The organism is Pseudomonas sp. TS_SC_3 (assembly GCF_056156225.1).
In genome coordinates this window covers 648931-666788 of sequence record NZ_CM149586.1, presented here as the reverse complement: position 1 = coordinate 666788, position 17858 = coordinate 648931, and the positions used below count along the sequence as shown (strand labels likewise).

Below are 17858 nucleotides of genomic sequence, written 5' to 3'. Positions count from 1 at the left end.
CGATACCGTACACTAAGCGCTTTTGCGATTCAGCCGGACAGTTAAAACGATGAGCCAAAGCGACCTCAGTTCTCACACGCCGATGATGCAGCAGTATTGGCGGCTAAAAAATCAGCACCCTGACGAGCTGATGTTTTACCGCATGGGCGACTTTTACGAGATCTTCTACGAGGACGCGAAAAAAGCGGCCAAGCTGCTGGACATCACCCTTACCGCGCGCGGCCAATCAGCAGGTCAGGCGATTCCCATGTGCGGGATACCCTACCACTCGCTAGAAGGTTATCTGGCCAAGCTGGTCAAACTGGGCGAGTCCGTGGTGATCTGCGAGCAAGTCGGCGACCCAGCCACCAGCAAGGGCCCAGTGGAACGCCAGGTGGTACGCATCATCACCCCTGGCACCATCAGTGACGAGGCGCTCCTTGATGAGCGACGCGACAACTTGTTGGCTGCGGTGCTGGGCGATGAGCGCCTGTTTGGTTTATCCGTGCTGGATATCACCAGCGGTCGTTTCAGCGTCTTGGAGATTAAAGGCTGGGAGAACCTGCTGGCTGAACTCGAGCGCCTGAATCCGGTTGAGCTGCTGATTCCGGACGACTGGCCACTGGGCTTACCTGCAGAGAAGCGCCGAGGGGCAAAACGGCGCGCGCCGTGGGACTTCGAACGCGATAGCGCACACAAAAGTCTGTGCCAGCAATTCGCTACGCAGGACCTCAAAGGCTTTGGCTGTGAAAACCTAACCCTGGCCATCGGCGCGGCCGGTTGCCTGTTGGCCTACGCCAAAGAAACCCAGCGCACGGCCCTGCCGCACCTGCGCAGCCTGCGCCATGAGCGTCTGGACGGCACGGTGATCCTCGATGGCGCCAGCCGGCGCAATCTGGAGCTGGACATCAACCTCGCCGGCGGCCGTGATAACACCCTGCAATCGGTGGTTGATCGCTGCCAAACCGCGATGGGTAGTCGCTTGCTCAGCCGCTGGCTGAACCGCCCGCTGCGCGATCAGGCCGTGCTCGAAGCGCGCCAGGAGTCGATCACGTGTTTACTGGAGCGTTATCGCTTCGAGACCCTGCAGCCGCAACTCAAGGAAATTGGCGATCTGGAGCGCATTCTGGCGCGAATTGGCCTGCGCAACGCGCGCCCACGTGACCTGGCGCGCCTGCGCGACGCCCTGGCCGCACTGCCTGACTTGCAAATGGCCATGGCCCATCTGGAAGCGCCGCATATTGCCAATCTGGCGGTGAACGTCAGCACCTACCCGGAGCTGGCCGAACTGCTGGCCCGGGCGATTATCGACAACCCACCTGCGGTGATCCGTGATGGCGGCGTGCTGAAAACCGGCTATGACAGCGAACTCGACGAACTCCAATCACTCAGCGAAAACGCCGGTCAGTACCTGATGGACCTGGAGACCCGTGAGAAAGCCCGCACCGGTCTGGCTAATCTCAAGGTCGGTTACAACCGCGTGCACGGCTACTTTATCGAGCTGCCCAGCAAGCAGGCCGAGTCGGCACCGGCCGACTATATCCGACGGCAAACGCTCAAAGGTGCCGAGCGCTTTATCACCCCCGAACTCAAGGAGTTCGAAGACAAAGCCCTGTCAGCCAAGAGCCGCGCCCTGGCCCGCGAGAAGATGCTCTATGACGAGCTGCTCGAACGGCTGATCAGCCACCTCGGCCCGCTACAGGACAGCGCCGCGGCACTGGCCGAACTGGATGTATTAAGCAACCTGGCCGAGCGCGCCCTGAATCTCGATCTCAACTGCCCGCGCTTTGTCGATGAGCCGTGCATGCGCATCGAACAGGGACGCCACCCGGTGGTTGAGCAGGTATTGACCACACCGTTTGTGGCCAACGACCTGAGCCTGGACGATGACACGCGCATGCTGATCATCACCGGGCCAAACATGGGTGGTAAATCCACATACATGCGCCAGACCGCGCTGATTGTGCTGCTTGCACACATCGGCAGCTTCGTCCCGGCGAAACGCTGCGAGCTGTCGCTGGTCGACCGTATTTTTACCCGTATTGGCTCCAGCGATGACCTGGCCGGCGGCCGCTCGACCTTTATGGTGGAGATGAGTGAAACCGCCAACATCCTGCACAACGCCAGCGAACGCAGCCTGGTGCTGATGGATGAAGTGGGCCGCGGCACCAGCACCTTCGACGGCCTGTCGCTGGCCTGGGCCGCGGCCGAACAACTGGCCAAGCTGCGCGCCTACACGCTGTTCGCCACGCATTACTTCGAGCTGACCGTGCTGCCGGAAAGCCAGCCGATCGTGGCCAACGTGCATTTGAATGCCACCGAACACAATGAGCGCATCGTATTCCTCCATCACGTGTTGCCTGGCCCTGCCAGCCAAAGCTATGGCCTGGCTGTGGCGCAACTGGCAGGCGTGCCAAACGAGGTGATCCTTCGTGCCCGCGAGCACTTGGCGCGCCTGGAGACCACCAGCCTGCCCCATGAGTTGCCAGCTACGCCACCGGGCCAAGCGGCTGTGCCCATGCAAAGCGATATGTTCGCCAGCCTGCCGCACCCTCTGCAGGAGGAATTACGTAAGATCAACCCGGATGATCTAACTCCGCGCAAAGCGCTGGAACTGTTATATGCATGGAAGACACGCTTCTAACGCTATTGCGCGCAAACTGTTAGAATCGCGCGCATTTTTATGACTGCCCGACTTAAAGCCTGAGCCGTGGCCCATACGTCTAGCCTGCTAAAGCCCGCACAGAACAGGGCAGGCTGGCGCCCGAGGAGAGAATCAGACATGACCTTCGTCGTTACCGACAACTGCGTCAAATGCAAATACACCGACTGCGTAGAAGTTTGCCCGGTGGACTGCTTCTACGAAGGCCCGAACTTCCTGGTGATTCACCCGGATGAGTGCATCGACTGCGCACTTTGTGAGCCTGAGTGCCCTGCGCAAGCCATCTTCTCTGAGGATGAAGTGCCGGAGGATCAGCAGGAGTACATCGAACTTAACGCTGACCTTGCTGAGATCTGGCCAAACATCACCGAGAAGAAAGAGTCTTTGCCAGACGCTGAAGAGTGGGACGGTGTGAAGGACAAACTGCAATATCTGGAGCGCTAGTATTCCGCTCACCTGATTGCACAAAAACCCGCCTTGCGCGGGTTTTTACTTTTCTGCAGGCAAAAAAAGGGGCGGTATAAACCGCCCACTTTTTTATCCCTAGTCCCTGTATTTCCCGCTTCATCGTCCTGATGAATCGCGTCCTGCGATGTCCTGATTGCCGTCCTAGCAACCTGTGCTTGTCCGTCAGCACAGGTGTAATACTAACGACTTACGCCTCACTGACAAGCGCTGGAAATGCCATTAACGTCGCCCCTTGCATGCATAAAATTTTATATTTATTTATATAGATCAATAACTTAGTAAAAATAAAGACCTTTGACTGATCACACCAAACGCCGATCACTTACGCACTCTGTAAGCAATGGCTTACACGCGCTCTCACAAAAAAAATCAAAAGCCCCCGCTTCTAACTCCGTACGACAGCGCTGACCATGAATAGCCGGCGTAAAAAACCCGGCATAAGCCGGGTTTAGTGTTGCTGCACAGGGCCTACTGAAACAACGAATCACTCGACAGGCCGTTCTTTTCCAGAATTTCACGCAAGCGCTTAAGCGCTTCGACCTGAATCTGCCGAACGCGCTCACGGGTCAGGCCGATTTCCTGGCCAACCTCCTCCAGCGTGCAGCTTTCATGACCACGTAAGCCAAAGCGGCGAATTACCACCTCGCGCTGCTTATCCGTCAGGTCCGACAGCCACTGGTCGATACTTTGGGACAAGTCCTCATCCTGGAGCAGCTCACAGGGATCAGTCGGGCGCTCATCAGTGAGGGTATCAAGTAGGGTTTTGTCTGAATCCTGGCCGAGTGACACGTCCACCGACGACACACGTTCGTTTAAACCAAGCATGCGTTTGACTTCACCCACCGGCTTTTCCAGCAGGTTGGCAATCTCTTCTGCAGAAGGCTCGTGATCAAGCTTCTGGGTTAACTCACGCGCCGCGCGTAGGTAAACGTTGAGTTCTTTGACCACATGGATGGGCAAGCGAATGGTACGGGTCTGATTCATGATCGCCCGCTCGATAGTCTGGCGAATCCACCAAGTGGCGTAGGTCGAAAAGCGAAAGCCGCGTTCAGGGTCAAACTTTTCGACAGCACGGATTAGACCGAGATTACCCTCTTCGATCAGATCGAGCAGCGACAAACCACGATTGACGTAACGCCGAGCGATTTTCACCACCAGGCGTAAGTTGCTTTCAATCATGCGTTTGCGACCGGCAGGATCGCCCTTCTGCGCCAGCCGAGCGAAAAACACTTCTTCTTCAGGGCTTAACAGAGGGGAGAAGCCGATCTCGTTGAGGTACAGCTGGGTGGCGTCTAGCGCGCGGGTGTAGTCGATATATTTATGCTGCTTACTACTAGCAGTGGATGCTTTGGTTTTGCTGCGGGAAAGTGGTGGCTGCGCTTCTTCGTCTGACTCGTCGTCGAGAACAATAACGGCCTCCATGAGGAGTACTTCATCATCGACGTCAAACCCCGGCGCTTCATTTTTATTAAGAGCCATTTTTGTTATTCCTTGCTGAGTTCAACAGCAAGCTCTTGCGCACCAACTCCCTGGTTGCACCCGAGCCCGTTCTCCTACATGCGGAGACAGGCTGACTCTAGGTCAACGCTTGGGCAGGTATTGCAAAGGATCTACAGGCTTTCCTTGGCGGCGAACTTCAAAATGAAGCTTCACGCGGTCAGTTCCTGTGGAACCCATTTCGGCAATTCTTTGCCCAGCTTTGACCTTTTGCCCCTCCTGCACCAAAAGCCTGCGGTTATGACCATAGGCACTCACGTAGGTGTCGCTATGCTTGATGATTACCAACTCGCCGTAGCCCCGTAAACCACTCCCGGCGTAGACCACTGAACCATCAGACGCAGCTAAAACAGGCTGTCCCAATTCTCCGGCTATATCAATGCCTTTATTCAAACTGCCGTTTGAGGAGAAACGCCCGATGACGGTACCGCTGGACGGCCACAGCCAACCTGACGCCGAGCGCTGCGTTGGCGGCAACGCGGTTACACCGGAAGTCGCTTTAACCGGAGCGGGCGGCTTGCTTTGCGTGGAGCCGGCGCTAATCGGCGCGCTAGGCCGGCTGGGCGGCGCCACAACCACGGGCGCAGTCGCCACCATAGGCGAACGGCCAGCTGACTGCCCGTCAAAGCGAATAACTTGGCCAACACGGATCAGGTAAGGCGGTGCGATACCATTGCGCGCAGCCAGCGCTTTCCAGTCCCAGCCGAAGCGGAAAGCAATGGAATAAAGCGTATCGCCACGCTGGACTTGATATTGGCCACTGCGAACGGGCTGACGCTGCGGCGCCTGACTGGCACCGCCATAATTACGATCAACTACCTTCACACCACCTGAAGGCGGGCTCGCACAGGCACTCAGCAAAGCGCCCAGGACAAGACCACTCAGCAGAACACGGGCTCTGCTGGCGTGACTCGATAATTGAATGGCTGTGAAACTCACCTGCATCTACCTCGGCTAAAACTAACTGCACTTAACAGGCGGGCATTGTGCCGCAATTATGGGTTATCACCAGCGCTTTGCAGATTACGCCCGGCGAACCACTCCAGGCTTAGTACCAATACGATGCCGGCGATGGCGAGGACGATGGCCAACAGTAGCTGCGGGTCCTGCCCACTGATCTCAGCGAAGCGCTCCGGCGAAAGGTTCGCCTGCAGCAACGGCACCTGCTCACCATGGCTATCGGCACGCCAGGTCAGGGTTTCCTTCCAGGGCCAGATTTTGTTCAGCGAACCGATCATCAAGCCGGTCAGAAATGCCAGCGTCAGGTCACGCCAGCGCGCCAGCAGCCAGCGCAGAATCCCGGCAAAGCAAACAATCCCAACCAGGCAACCGCTGGCAAAAATCAGCAGCACGCTAATATCCAGGCCCTTTACCGCGGTCAGCACGAAGCTGTACAACCCCAGCAACACCAGAATAAAGCTGCCAGAAATACCCGGCAGAATCATCGCGCAAATGGCGATAGCGCCAGCTAGGAACAGGCTCAGCGGGTCATGCCCCAACTGCAAAGGTGAAGCAACGGTAATCCAATAAGCGAATGCCGCCCCCAGCACCAAGCTGACCACCCGCGTCCAGTTCCAGCGCTGAACTTCACGCACCACCAAGTGGGTGGAAACCAAAATCAAGCCGAAAAAAAACGACCAGACCGGAATCGGCTGCTCATCCAGCAGATAGGTAATCAGCCGCGCCAGACTCAGCACACTGGTCATGATGCCCAGCAGCAGCACCAGCAGAAACGTCGCATTGGCCGCGCGCCAAGCATCGGCAATACGCCCGCGCAGCAACAAACCAAACGCCACCGGCACGCTTGCGATTGAGCGCAACAGCTCGTCATAGATACCGGTAATGAAGGCGACCGTACCGCCTGAAACGCCAGGCACTACGTCGGCAGCGCCCATGGCGATGCCTTTGGCGTAGAGCAGGAAATACTTCTTCATGGGTTTATCCGTAAACAATCGAAGTCAGGCCAGAGGCCCACTGAGCAAAGGCACAAAGCGCACAGCGTCCAACACATGCCGTGAGAAACCATCGTCTTCGCGGATGATCAGTAGCAGTTCCTGTTCGTCCCCGGCACCCACCGGAATCACCAGACGCCCACCCGGAGCCAATTGCTCCAATAAGGCTTGTGGCACATTGGCGGCAGCAGCAGTGACGATAATGCCGTTATAGGGCCCAAGGGCATTCCAGCCTTCCCAGCCGTCGCCCCAACGGAACACCACATTGCGCTGATTGAGCTGAAGCAGGCGCTCCTTGGCTTTTTCCTGCAGGCTCTGGATGCGCTCGACACTGAACACTCGTTCAACCAACTGAGCCAGAATCGCGGTTTGATAGCCCGAGCCGGTGCCGATTTCCAGCACCTTGTCCAGCGGCCCGGCGGCCAGCAGCAACTCACTCATCCGCGCAACCATATAAGGCTGCGAGATAGTCTGGTTGTTGCCAATCGGCAGGGCGGTGTCTTCATAGGCGCGATGGGCCAGGGCCTCATCAACAAACAGATGACGCGGTGTGCGGCGAATGGCTTCCAATACGTGAGCATTGGACAGACCTTCCTCATACAAGCGCTGGATCAAGCGCTCGCGGGTACGCTGTGACGTCATACCAATGCCGCGGTGCTGCAACTCATTCTGTTGGATCAAAGCAGGCCCTCCAACCAGGGTTGCAGGCTGTGGAACCCGTCGGCAAACGTACGATCCAGCTGCAGCGGCGTGACCGATACGTACCCCTGCATCACCGCATGGAAATCCGTGCCCGGACCACCGTCCTCGGCGTCACCGGCCACCGAGATCCAGTAACCCTCTTTACCACGCGGGTTGACCACCTTCACCGGCGCCGCAGCACGAGCGCGATGGCCCAGGCGGGTTAGCTGAATGCCGCGAATGTGCTCCAGCGGCAGGTTGGGGATATTCACGTTGAGTACGGTGCGCGGCGGCAGGTCGAGCTGTTCATGCGCCTCGACCAGCTTGCGGGCGAAATAAGCAGCCGTCGCCAGGTTGTCCGGCATGCGAGAGAGCAAGGAAAAAGCAAACGCCGGACGGGCCAGAAAACGCCCTTCCAAGGCCGCAGCGACGGTGCCGGAATACAGCACATCATCGCCCAGGTTTGCCCCCAGGTTGATGCCCGACACCACCAGATCCGCAACGTGCGGTAACAGGCCGTTGAGGCCCAGGTGCACGCAATCAGTCGGTGTGCCATTGAGGCTGATATAGCCATTGGCCAACGTGGTTGGGTGCAGGGGCCGATCGAGGGTCAGCGAGCTGCTGGCGCCGCTCTTGTCTTGATCGGGTGCTATCACCGTGCACTCGGCATAATCAGCCAGCGCCGCATGCAATGCAGCAAGACCCGGCGCCGCGACGCCGTCATCATTGGAAATCAGAATACGCATGGGTTGTCCGCCTGCCCTGCAGGCAAAAGATCGACAAGCTCACGCACCAATACGGTAGCGAAGCATCCAGCCGGCAGGACGAATTCCAGTTGCAGAATGTCAGGCTCGGGATAATGCCACGACAGGCCGCCAATGGGGAGGCGCAGGACCCGCCGTTCGTGCGTCATGTCCGCTTCTGCCAACCAGTCGACCAAGAGCCCCTCGCGCTCAGCCAAATCCTGCTCAAGCGCCTGGGCAATACCGGTTGCCGTGGACACACCAGCGCCCCACAACGGGCCGGTGGGATGCAGATCGAGAATGGCCAAGCGCGGATCAGAGCACTCAGCCTCGCCCGCGGCAAAGAAGCTGCGGCTGTCGGTAAAGGCCAGTAGGTCGCCGAGCAGCGCCTGATTCCAAGTGCCAGCGGCGACCCGCGCGGCCAGCACTTGATTAAACAGATAGCTGCGCGCCGCCGAGAGCACCCGCGAACGCACATTGCGCTTCTCCGGCAGGCTCTTATTCGCGGCAAAATGGCGGGCATGGGCGACATTGCCGCCTTCATAGCCGAAGCGCTGCAAACCGAAATAGTTGGGAACGCCTTGCGCAGCGATTTGCGTGAGGCGCTGATCCAGCGCCTCGCGATCCACAGCCAGCTGAGTCAGGCGCAGGGTAAAACCGTTGGCCGCATGGGCACCGCGCTGCAGCTTGCGGGTATGCCGCACCTGCTTGAGGATGCTCAGGCTGGCATCTTCAGCCGCACTTAGATCGGGGTCGACCTTGCCCGGCAGGTGCAGGCTGAACCACTGGCGGGTCAATGCTTGGCGATCCTTGAGCCCGGCATAGCTGATCAAGCGTATTGGCACGCCGGCAGCGCGAGCGATGCGTTTGGCGGCTTCTTCGGTGTTCAGCTCGCGCTTTTCCACCCATAGCCAGAGGTGTTCACCCTCGCCAGCCAGGGGGATGTCCAGCACCTCATCGACCTGAAAATCTTCCGCCACAGCCTTGAGCACCGCGGTGCCGCAGGGCTCGCCGTGGGCGCGAGGGCCCAGCAGTTGTAGTTCGTTCATCGGGCAACCAACAGCGCGATGGCATGCACGGCAATGCCTTCCTCACGCCCGGTAAAGCCGAGTTTCTCAGTGGTCGTGGCTTTGACGTTGACCTGATCCAGGCTCACCTGCAGGTCTTCGGCAATCCGTGTACGCATGGTTTCGATATGCGGGGCCATCTTTGGGGCCTGGGCGACGATGGTAGCGTCGACGTTACCGACCTGCCAGCCTTTGCCGTGAATAAGGCCGAGCACATGGCGCAGCAGCACGCGGCTATCGGCCCCCTTAAAGGTGGGGTCGGTATCGGGGAAGTGTTTACCGATATCGCCCAGCGCGGCCGCGCCGAGCAAGGCATCGCTCAAGGCATGCAGCAGCACGTCGCCGTCGGAATGGGCCAGCAGGCCAAACGTGTGGGGGATTTGTACGCCGCCCAAGGTGATAAAAGTGCCCGCAGTAAAGCGGTGCACATCGTAGCCGTGGCCAATACGCATAAGAAACAACGCCCTGAAAAAGTCAGGGCGTGATTCTAACCGGATTGATGGGTTGCCCGGATGAAATCCGGGTGACGAATTCCCCAGGCGTTATCCGGGTTACGTTTGGTGCAATGCCGCCGCATGGTGACGCAAGTGGTCATCAATAAAGCTGGCGATAAAGTAGTAGCTGTGGTCGTAGCCCGGCTGCAGGCGCAGGGTCAGCGGATGGCCTGCGGCCTGCGCAGCAGCCTTGAGGGCATCGGGCTTAAGCTGAGCTTCCAGAAAATCATCACGGTCACCCTGATCGACCAGAATCGGCAGCTTTTCCGTCGCCTCGGCAAGCAAGGCGCAAGCATCCCATTCACGCCAGCGCGAACGCTCATCACCCAGGTAGCGGGAGAAGGCCTTCTTACCCCAAGCGCAATTGCTCGGGTTGCTGATCGGGGCAAACGCCGACAACGACTGATAGCGCCCCGGATTGCGTAGTGCACACACCAGTGCGCCATGCCCGCCCATGGAGTGACCGCTGATGCCGCGCTTGTCAGACACTGGGAAGTTTGCCTCGATCAACGCCGGCAGCTCCTGCACCACGTAGTCGTACATGCGGTAATGCCGGGCCCAAGGTTCTTGGGTGGCATTCAGGTAAAAGCCGGCGCCCAGACCGAAGCCCCAGGCTTTGTCCGGATCATCTGGCACATCAGCGCCGCGCGGGCTGGTATCCGGCGCCACGATGATCATCCCCAGCTCGGCCGCCAACTTGTGCGCGCCGGCCTTCTGCATAAAGTTTTCATCGGTACAGGTCAGCCCGCTCAGCCAATACAGCACCGGCAACTTTTCGCCCTGCTCGGCCTGTGGCGGCAGGTACACGGCAAATACCATGTCGCAGCCCAGCACCGCTGAACGATGGCGATAGCGTTTATGCCAGCCACCGGCACTCTTCTGGCAGGAAATATTTTCCAAGGTCATGGATGCCTCCATTGGGCAGCTGTGACAGCCGCCCAGCGTGATCAGAAGTGGATAACGGTGCGGATACTCTTGCCTTCATGCATCAGATCGAAGGCCTTGTTGATGTCTTCGAGCGGCATGTTGTGGGTGATAAAGGTATCCAGCGGGATTTCGCCCTTCTGCGCCTTTTCCACATAGCTCGGCAGCTCGGTACGGCCTTTGACGCCGCCAAACGCTGAACCGCGCCAGACGCGACCAGTAACCAACTGGAATGGACGTGTGCTGATCTCTTGGCCGGCACCGGCCACGCCGATAATTACCGACTCGCCCCAGCCTTTGTGTGCGCATTCCAATGCGGCGCGCATCAACTGCACATTACCGACGCATTCAAAGGAGTAGTCCACGCCGCCGTCGGTCATCTCGACGATGACCTCCTGAATCGGCTTGGCGAAATCCTTCGGGTTGATAAAGTCGGTCGCACCTAGCTCGCGGGCCACGGCGAACTTGGCTGGATTGATGTCGACGGCAATGATGCGGCTAGCCTTGGCCATCTTCGCGCCAATGATTGCCGCCAGGCCGATACCACCGAGGCCGAAGATCGCCACGGTGGCGCCCTCTTCCACCTTGGCCGTGTTGAGCACCGCGCCGATGCCGGTGGTCACGCCGCAACCGAGCAGGCAGACCTTCTCCAGCGGCGCGTCCTTGGGGATCACCGCCAGGGAGACTTCCGGCAACACGGTGTATTCGGAGAAGGTCGAGCACCCCATGTAGTGGTAGATCGGCTCGCCGTTGTAGCTGAAGCGGCTGGTGCCGTCCGGCATCAAGCCTTTGCCCTGGGTGGCGCGCACCGAGCTGCACAGGTTGGTTTTGCCGGATGTGCAGAATTTGCAGGTGCGGCATTCGGCGGTGTACAGCGGAATCACGTGGTCGCCCACCTGCACCGAGGTCACCCCTTCACCGATGGCCTCGACGATGCCGCCACCTTCATGACCGAGAATGGCTGGGAATACCCCTTCGGAATCCTCACCGGACAAGGTGTAAGCATCGGTGTGGCAAACACCAGTGGCGACAATGCGCACCAACACTTCCCCGGCCTTGGGCGGCGCCACGTCGACTTCGACGATTTGCAGCGGCTGATTGGGGGCAAAGGCTACGGCAGCACGGGACTTGATCATGATCGCTCTCCAGCGGACTCAACGGTGGCGCAGAGTGTAGATCAGTGATGCAGATAGATAATCCACCAAAAAACAAAACATTCTTGCTATATAGGGATAATCAAATCGTACCAAGGACATCCGCCATGAATCGCTGGGAAGGCCTCGATGAATTTGTCGCCGTGGCTGAATGCGGCCAGTTCACGGCCGCCGCCGAACGCTTGGGCCTGTCGTCATCTCAGGTCAGCCGACAGATCGCCCGCCTGGAAGAGCGCCTGCAAACCCGCCTGTTCTACCGCAGCACCCGCCGGGTGGCACTGACCGAAGCCGGGCAAACCTTTCTGCAACATTGCCAACGCCTACAAGATGCCCGCGAGGAAGCCCTGCGTGCGGTCGGCGACCTGGGCAGCGAGCCAAAAGGGTTGCTGCGCATGACCTGCGCGGTGGCCTACGGCGAACGCTTTATCGTGCCGCTGGTGACTGATTTTATGGTGAAGCACCCGCAGTTACGGGTGGACATCGAACTGAGCAACCGCACCCTCGATCTGCTGCACGAAGGTATGGACCTGGCCATCCGTTTGGGGCGCCTGCAGGACTCCCGCTTAATCGCGACCAAATTAGCGCCTCGGCAGATGTACCTGTGTGCGGCGCCTAATTACCTACAGCGCTACGGCCGCCCGCATTCGTTATCCGAACTCACTCAGCACAACTGTTTGATCGGCAGCTCAGACCTGTGGAATTTTCAGGCCGGTAGCCGTGACACAAGCGTGCGAGTGCAGGGCAACTGGCGCTGTAACAGCGGCCAGGCGGTACTAGAAGCAGCGCTACGGGGTATTGGCCTGTGCCAGCTACCGGATTATTACGTACTGGAGCACCTGCGCAGTGGCGCACTGGTGTCGCTGCTGGACACGCAGCAACCACCCGACACCGCCGTGTGGGCGATTTATCCCCAACAGCGTCACCTGTCGCCCAAAGTGCGGCAGTTGGTGGATTTTCTGAAGCTAGGGCTTGGGCAACGCCGCGAATACCGTGCGGACTGAACTAGCGGCGATTTTGCCAAAGCAGATTGAGCGTCTGCATATCTTCCGGTCGCGTCATCTTGAGGTTGTCTGTGCGCCCCTCAATTAAACGGGGCGCGAGCCCTGCCCACTCCATGGCGGACGCCTCATCGGTGATCGCCACACCGGCAATCAACGCATCCGCCAGCGCACGCTGCAACTCACCTAGACGGAACATCTGCGGCGTAAAGGCCTGCCATATCGCTGAGCGGTCCACCGTGACCTGTATCCGTCCATCGGGGCCGGCACGCTTGAGGGTGTCACGCGCCGGTGCCGCCAACAGCCCGCCCACAGGGTCGTTGGCAAGCTGCGCGAGCAATAAGTCCAGATCAGCACGCGCCAGATTCGGCCGCGCAGCATCATGCACCAGCACCCAATCTTGCTGCTCGGCGCCCAGCTCACTCAAGCGCAGCAACCCACTCAGCACCGAGTCAGCGCGCTCAGCACCGCCCTCGGCGCGCTGGATACGCGCATCACTGGCGCATGCCAGGCTTGGCCAATAGGGGTCATCAACCGCCAGACTGACCACCACACCGCGTAGTTGCGCATGGCCAAGAAAGCACGCCAACGTATGCTCGATGATGGTTTTATCTGCCAATTGCAGGTACTGCTTAGGCCGATCGGCGCGCATCCGACTGCCGATACCCGCAGCGGGAATCAGCGCCCAAAAAGAAGGAAGTGAGGAGGTATTCATTCAGCCAACTGATAGAGCGTTTCGCCCTCTTTAAGCATGCCCAGCTCATGCCGCGCACGCTCTTCGACGGTTTCCATACCGCTTTTCAGCTCCTGCACTTCCGCTTCGAGCGTCCGATTACGCTCTTGCAGCTGCTGGTTTTCACCTTGCTGATTAGCGATCTGCTGCTGTAACTGGGTGACCTGAGCCAAACTGCCGTCCCCCACCCACAGGCGATACTGCAAGCCTGCCAGCACAGCAATCAGCACGATAAACACCCAGTAGTAATTATTGCGCATAGCGAAAAAAGCTTCCGGACGAAAAAAGGGGCGACTCGCGCCGCCCCCTTTTACCATGCCTTGAGTGATGACTGAACATATCGCGAACGAAGACTAGGGCCAAACCGGCTGATAACGGATGACGGTATTTGCCGCCTCCATGTACCACACCGGGCTCAACGCCGTGACTTCAGCGCGGCTATTCTCAGCCACGGAACTCGGCACGGCCGTTGTAAGGTGCCTTGCCAGCCAGCTGCTCTTCGATGCGCAACAGTTGGTTGTACTTGGACACGCGGTCCGAGCGGCACAGCGAGCCGGTCTTGATCTGGCCAGCAGCAGTACCCACAGCCAGGTCGGCGATGGTGCTGTCTTCGGTTTCACCCGAGCGGTGCGAGATCACGGCGGTGTAACCAGCTGCTTTGGCCATCTGAATGGCTTCCAGCGTTTCGGTCAGGGTACCGATCTGGTTGAACTTGATCAGGATCGAGTTGCCGATCGACTCGTCGATACCGCGCTTGAGGATCTTGGTGTTGGTCACAAACAGATCGTCGCCGACCAGTTGCACTTTTTCGCCGATCTTGTCGGTGAGGACTTTCCAGCCAGCCCAGTCGGACTCGTCCATGCCGTCTTCGATGGAGATGATCGGATAACGCTCGGACAGGCCAGCCAGGTAATCGGCGAAACCAGCAGCGTCAAACACCTTACCTTCGCCCGCCAGGTCGTACTTGCCATCCTTGAAGAACTCGCTGGAAGCGCAGTCCAAGGCCAGGGTGACGTCGTCACCCAAGGTATAACCGGCATTGGCCACGGCTTCGGCGATGGCAGCCAGGGCGTCTTCGTTGGACGCCAGGTTCGGCGCGAAACCGCCTTCATCACCCACCGAAGTGCTCAGGCCACGGGCCTTCAGCACAGCTTTGAGGTGGTGGAAAATCTCGGTGCCCATGCGCAGCGCGTCGGCGAAAGTCTTGGCGCCAACCGGCTGAACCATGAATTCCTGAATGTCGACGTTGTTATCGGCATGCTCGCCGCCGTTGATGATGTTCATCATCGGCACCGGCATTGAGTAAACGCCCGGAGTGCCATTCAGATCGGCGATGTGTGCGTACAACGGCACGCCCTTGGCCTGCGCGGCAGCCTTGGCAGCGGCCAGGGACACAGCAAGGATGGCGTTGGCACCCAAGGTGGCTTTGTTTTCAGTGCCGTCGAGGGCAATCATCGCCAGGTCGAGAGCTTTCTGGTCAGTAGCATCTTTGCCCAACAGCAGGTCACGGATCGGACCATTGATATTGGCCACGGCCTTCAGCACACCCTTGCCCAGGTAACGGCTCTTGTCGCCATCACGCAATTCCAGCGCTTCACGCGAACCGGTGGAGGCACCGGACGGCGCACAGGCGCTGCCCATGATGCCGCCGTCGAGAATTACGTCAGCCTCCACAGTTGGGTTACCACGGGAATCGAGAACCTCACGGCCTTTGATGTCGACGATCGTTGCCATTGCGTGTAGCACTCCAAAAAATTGACGAAAGGATAGTACCGAGCTGCACACTCATTGCGCGCTGGCGATTACACCAGCGCGCAAAATGTACTGACTATTTAGCCAGATTGTATACAAATGGCACTTTACCGGAGATTTGCCGTTTCAGGCAGTCTCAATCGGCGCAAAACTCTTGATCAAGTCATCCAGCTGCTTGAGCTGGGTGAGGAACGGCTCCAGCTTGTCCAGACGCAGGGCGCAAGGGCCGTCACATTTGGCATTGTCCGGATCTGGATGCGCTTCGAGGAACAGACCAGCCAGCCCCTGGCTCATGCCGGCTTTAGCCAGATCAGTGACCTGAGCACGACGACCGCCAGCGGAATCGGCGCGACCGCCTGGCATTTGCAGGGCGTGGGTCACGTCGAAGAACACCGGGTAGTTCATCTGCTTCATGATGCCGAAGCCGAGCATGTCCACCACCAGGTTGTTGTAACCGAAGCTGGAACCACGTTCGCAGAGAATGAGTTGGTCATTACCGGCCTCTTCACACTTGGCCAGGATGTGCTTCATCTCCTGGGGTGCGAGGAACTGGGCTTTCTTGATATTGATCACCGCGCCGGTCTTGGCCATGGCCACTACCAGGTCGGTCTGCCGCGAAAGAAACGCCGGCAGCTGGATGATGTCGCAGACATCCGCCACCGGCTGCGCCTGATGCGGCTCATGCACGTCAGTGATCACCGGCACGCCGAAGGTCTTTTTGATTTCCTCAAAGACCTTCATGCCCTCTTCCAGGCCTGGGCCACGGAACGAGGTCACGGACGAGCGGTTGGCTTTATCAAAGCTGGCCTTGAACACATAGGGGATGCCGAGCTTCTCGGTAACGCGCACGTATTCTTCACAAGCACGTATGGCCAAATCGCGGGACTCAATGACATTGATGCCACCGAACAGCACGAACGGCTTGTCGTTGGCGATTTCAATGCCGCCGACCTTGATGATTTTCTGAGTCATGCCTTAAGCCTTCTTCGCGTGCTGTGCCAAGGCCGCCTGGACGAAACCGCTGAACAACGGATGGCCGTCACGCGGGGTCGAGGTGAACTCAGGGTGGAATTGGCAGGCAACAAACCACGGATGGTTGGGCGCCTCTACCACTTCAACCAACGCACCATCGGCCGAACGTCCGGTTACTTTCAGCCCAGCATCAATCAATTGCGGCAGCAGGTTGTTGTTGACCTCGTAACGATGGCGATGACGCTCAACAATCACGTCTTGGCCGTAGCACTGATGTACTTGCGAGCCACTCTGAAGCTGACAATCCTGCGCGCCCAAGCGCATGGTGCCGCCCAGGTCAGAGTTATCACTGCGCTGCTCGGTGGCACCGGTTGCGTCCTGCCATTCAGTGATCAACCCAACCACGGGATGACTGCTGCTGGTATCAAACTCGCTGGAGTTGGCATCAGTCCAGCCCAGCACATTACGTGCGAACTCGATCACGGCCACCTGCATACCCAGACAAATACCCAGATAAGGAATCTTGTTTTCGCGGGCGAACTGCACGGTTTTGATCTTGCCTTCCACGCCACGCAGACCAAAGCCGCCCGGCACTAGAATGGCATCGACACCTTCCAGCAGGTCGGTGCCTTTGTTCTCAATATCTTCGGAGTCGATATAGCGCAGGTTAACCTTGGTACGGTTCTGGATGCCGGCATGGCTCATCGCTTCGATCAGCGATTTATAGGCATCCAGCAGCTCCATGTACTTACCGACCATGGCGATGGTGACTTCGTGCTCCGGGTTGAGCTTGGCATCGACCACGCGATCCCATTCGGACAGATCAGCCGTGTTGCACTCCAGACCGAAGCGCTCGACGACGAAGTCATCCAGACCTTGGGCATGCAGCACGCCTGGGATCTTGTAAATGGTGTCGACGTCTTCCAGGGAAATCACCGCGCGCTCTTCAACGTTAGTGAACAGCGCGATCTTGCGACGCGAGGAAATGTCGATCGGGTGGTCGGAACGGCAGATCAATACGTCTGGCTGCAAGCCGATGGAGCGCAGCTCTTTCACCGAATGCTGAGTCGGCTTGGTCTTGGTTTCGCCAGCGGTTGCGATATACGGCACCAACGTCAAGTGCATCAGCATGGCGCGCTTGGCACCCACTTCTACACGTAACTGACGGATCGCCTCGAGGAATGGTTGCGACTCGATGTCACCGACCGTGCCACCAATTTCAACCATGGCCACGTCAGCATCGCCAGCACCCTTGATGATGCGGCGCTTGATCTCATCGGTGATGTGCGGAATAACCTGAATGGTCGCACCCAGGTAATCACCACGGCGCTCGCGGCGCAGCACGTCTTCGTAGACGCGGCCGGTGGTGAAGTTGTTGCTCTTGGTCATGGTGGTGCGGATAAACCGCTCGTAGTGGCCCAGATCAAGGTCGGTCTCAGCGCCGTCGTGGGTGACAAACACCTCACCGTGCTGGAACGGGCTCATCGTGCCCGGATCGACGTTGATATAGGGATCCAGCTTGAGCATGGTGACCTTCAGGCCCCGCGCCTCCAGGATAGCCGCCAATGAAGCCGAGGCGATGCCTTTCCCCAATGAAGAAACAACACCACCCGTGACGAATATGTAGCGCGTCATGAAGAACCCTAGAAGTCTGCGTTTAAGCGGCCAGTGCCGCCGAGGAAAGCGAAGGAGTACCCAAGCCACTTGCTGCAGCACACTGCAATAAGCTAGCCCTGTCGATTCCCAAGGGAGTCAACAAAAGCACTAGTAAGACGGGAGCGT

Annotated in this window: 17 protein-coding genes; 3 read left to right on the top strand and 14 right to left on the bottom strand. The window is 58.6% G+C overall.

Translation table 11 applies throughout. The features are described 5' to 3' along the window. Positions 1-49: 49 nt before the first annotated feature. Complete coding sequence (gene mutS / locus AC0J6G_RS03180) at positions 50-2623, top strand: DNA mismatch repair protein MutS (RefSeq protein ID WP_475251214.1); 2574 nt, start codon at positions 50-52, stop codon at positions 2621-2623. Positions 2624-2761: 138 nt separating this feature from the next. Next, positions 2762-3085: a ferredoxin FdxA gene (gene fdxA, locus AC0J6G_RS03175; protein WP_274086771.1), complete on the top strand. Its 324-nt coding sequence runs from the start codon at positions 2762-2764 to the stop codon at positions 3083-3085. Between the two features lie 492 nt (positions 3086-3577). Here the strand turns inward: fdxA and rpoS are convergent, their stop codons facing one another. The 9 genes from rpoS to AC0J6G_RS03130 all read right to left on the bottom strand — a co-directional run bounded on the left by rpoS (position 3578) and on the right by AC0J6G_RS03130 (position 11603). Beyond that, a complete protein-coding gene (rpoS, locus tag AC0J6G_RS03170; RefSeq protein ID WP_475251211.1) occupies positions 3578-4588 on the bottom strand; it encodes an RNA polymerase sigma factor RpoS in 1011 nt (336 codons plus the stop codon). 102 nt (positions 4589-4690) lie between these two features. Beyond that, positions 4691-5545 carry a peptidoglycan DD-metalloendopeptidase family protein gene (locus tag AC0J6G_RS03165; protein ID WP_475251209.1) on the bottom strand — a complete coding sequence of 285 codons (855 nt, stop codon included), beginning with the start codon at positions 5543-5545 and terminating at the stop codon, positions 4691-4693. Positions 5546-5601: 56 nt separating this feature from the next. Continuing rightward, positions 5602-6540, bottom strand: coding sequence for a polyprenyl-phosphate transporter (locus tag AC0J6G_RS03160; protein ID WP_475251207.1), 939 nt, complete (start codon positions 6538-6540; stop codon positions 5602-5604). 24 nt (positions 6541-6564) lie between these two features. Continuing rightward, a complete protein-coding gene (locus AC0J6G_RS03155; protein ID WP_475251205.1) occupies positions 6565-7200 on the bottom strand; it encodes a protein-L-isoaspartate(D-aspartate) O-methyltransferase in 636 nt (211 codons plus the stop codon). Between the two features lie 35 nt (positions 7201-7235). Continuing rightward, entirely contained in the window at positions 7236-7985 is a 750-nt protein-coding gene (gene surE / locus AC0J6G_RS03150) for a 5'/3'-nucleotidase SurE (protein ID WP_475251203.1), read from the bottom strand. Then, positions 7973-9031 (bottom strand): tRNA pseudouridine(13) synthase TruD, encoded by a 1059-nt coding sequence (gene truD, locus AC0J6G_RS03145; RefSeq protein WP_475251201.1) that lies wholly within the window; start codon positions 9029-9031, stop codon positions 7973-7975. The genes surE and truD overlap by 13 nt, the downstream gene beginning before the upstream one ends. Then, positions 9028-9501, bottom strand: a complete 474-nt coding sequence (gene ispF, locus AC0J6G_RS03140) for a 2-C-methyl-D-erythritol 2,4-cyclodiphosphate synthase (RefSeq protein ID WP_475251199.1) — start codon at positions 9499-9501, stop codon at positions 9028-9030. Before ispF ends, truD begins: the two co-directional genes overlap by 4 nt. Positions 9502-9600: 99 nt before the next feature. Further along, complete coding sequence (gene fghA, locus AC0J6G_RS03135; RefSeq protein ID WP_475251197.1) at positions 9601-10449, bottom strand: S-formylglutathione hydrolase; 849 nt, start codon at positions 10447-10449, stop codon at positions 9601-9603. Positions 10450-10490: 41 nt separating this feature from the next. Continuing rightward, a complete protein-coding gene (locus AC0J6G_RS03130; RefSeq protein ID WP_475251195.1) occupies positions 10491-11603 on the bottom strand; it encodes an S-(hydroxymethyl)glutathione dehydrogenase/class III alcohol dehydrogenase in 1113 nt (370 codons plus the stop codon). A gap of 125 nt (positions 11604-11728) precedes the next feature. On the opposite strand from AC0J6G_RS03130, the gene AC0J6G_RS03125 reads away from it, so the two are divergent. Continuing rightward, a complete protein-coding gene (locus AC0J6G_RS03125; protein ID WP_475251193.1) occupies positions 11729-12622 on the top strand; it encodes a LysR substrate-binding domain-containing protein in 894 nt (297 codons plus the stop codon). Between the two features lies 1 nt (position 12623). Here AC0J6G_RS03125 and ispD read toward each other — a convergent pair whose 3' ends face one another. From ispD to AC0J6G_RS03100, 5 genes are all read right to left on the bottom strand, one after another. After that, on the bottom strand, positions 12624-13334 hold the full coding sequence (gene ispD, locus AC0J6G_RS03120; protein ID WP_475251191.1) for a 2-C-methyl-D-erythritol 4-phosphate cytidylyltransferase: 711 nt from the start codon (positions 13332-13334) through the stop codon (positions 12624-12626). Then, positions 13331-13612, bottom strand: coding sequence for a cell division protein FtsB (gene ftsB / locus AC0J6G_RS03115; RefSeq protein ID WP_475251189.1), 282 nt, complete (start codon positions 13610-13612; stop codon positions 13331-13333). Before ftsB ends, ispD begins: the two co-directional genes overlap by 4 nt. A 184-nt stretch (positions 13613-13796) precedes the next feature. Continuing rightward, a complete protein-coding gene (gene eno, locus AC0J6G_RS03110) occupies positions 13797-15086 on the bottom strand; it encodes a phosphopyruvate hydratase (protein ID WP_475251187.1) in 1290 nt (429 codons plus the stop codon). 144 nt (positions 15087-15230) lie between these two features. Further along, the gene (kdsA, locus tag AC0J6G_RS03105) at positions 15231-16076 is read right to left on the bottom strand and encodes a 3-deoxy-8-phosphooctulonate synthase (protein ID WP_475251185.1); all 846 of its coding nucleotides are present in this window, start codon (positions 16074-16076) and stop codon (positions 15231-15233) included. Positions 16077-16079: 3 nt separating this feature from the next. Next, positions 16080-17711 (bottom strand): CTP synthase, encoded by a 1632-nt coding sequence (locus AC0J6G_RS03100; protein ID WP_475251183.1) that lies wholly within the window; start codon positions 17709-17711, stop codon positions 16080-16082. Positions 17712-17858 lie beyond the last annotated feature (147 nt).

Excerpts from the sequence above, each read along its gene's own strand:
- mutS (WP_475251214.1), top strand. The coding sequence starts at position 50 with ATGAGCCAAAGCGACCTCAGTTCTCACACGCCGATGATGCAGCAGTAT.
- ispF (WP_475251199.1), bottom strand. The coding sequence starts at position 9,501 with ATGCGTATTGGCCACGGCTACGATGTGCACCGCTTTACTGCGGGCACT.
- AC0J6G_RS03155 (WP_475251205.1), bottom strand. The coding sequence starts at position 7,200 with ATGACGTCACAGCGTACCCGCGAGCGCTTGATCCAGCGCTTGTATGAG.
- AC0J6G_RS03125 (WP_475251193.1), top strand. The coding sequence starts at position 11,729 with ATGAATCGCTGGGAAGGCCTCGATGAATTTGTCGCCGTGGCTGAATGC.
- ftsB (WP_475251189.1), bottom strand. The coding sequence starts at position 13,612 with ATGCGCAATAATTACTACTGGGTGTTTATCGTGCTGATTGCTGTGCTG.
- fdxA (WP_274086771.1), top strand. The coding sequence starts at position 2,762 with ATGACCTTCGTCGTTACCGACAACTGCGTCAAATGCAAATACACCGAC.
- AC0J6G_RS03100 (WP_475251183.1), bottom strand. The coding sequence starts at position 17,711 with ATGACGCGCTACATATTCGTCACGGGTGGTGTTGTTTCTTCATTGGGG.
- truD (WP_475251201.1), bottom strand. The coding sequence starts at position 9,031 with ATGAACGAACTACAACTGCTGGGCCCTCGCGCCCACGGCGAGCCCTGC.
- eno (WP_475251187.1), bottom strand. The coding sequence starts at position 15,086 with ATGGCAACGATCGTCGACATCAAAGGCCGTGAGGTTCTCGATTCCCGT.
- fghA (WP_475251197.1), bottom strand. The coding sequence starts at position 10,449 with ATGACCTTGGAAAATATTTCCTGCCAGAAGAGTGCCGGTGGCTGGCAT.
- rpoS (WP_475251211.1), bottom strand. The coding sequence starts at position 4,588 with ATGGCTCTTAATAAAAATGAAGCGCCGGGGTTTGACGTCGATGATGAA.
- AC0J6G_RS03130 (WP_475251195.1), bottom strand. The coding sequence starts at position 11,603 with ATGATCAAGTCCCGTGCTGCCGTAGCCTTTGCCCCCAATCAGCCGCTG.
- surE (WP_475251203.1), bottom strand. The coding sequence starts at position 7,985 with ATGCGTATTCTGATTTCCAATGATGACGGCGTCGCGGCGCCGGGTCTT.
- ispD (WP_475251191.1), bottom strand. The coding sequence starts at position 13,334 with ATGAATACCTCCTCACTTCCTTCTTTTTGGGCGCTGATTCCCGCTGCG.
- AC0J6G_RS03160 (WP_475251207.1), bottom strand. The coding sequence starts at position 6,540 with ATGAAGAAGTATTTCCTGCTCTACGCCAAAGGCATCGCCATGGGCGCT.
- kdsA (WP_475251185.1), bottom strand. The coding sequence starts at position 16,076 with ATGACTCAGAAAATCATCAAGGTCGGCGGCATTGAAATCGCCAACGAC.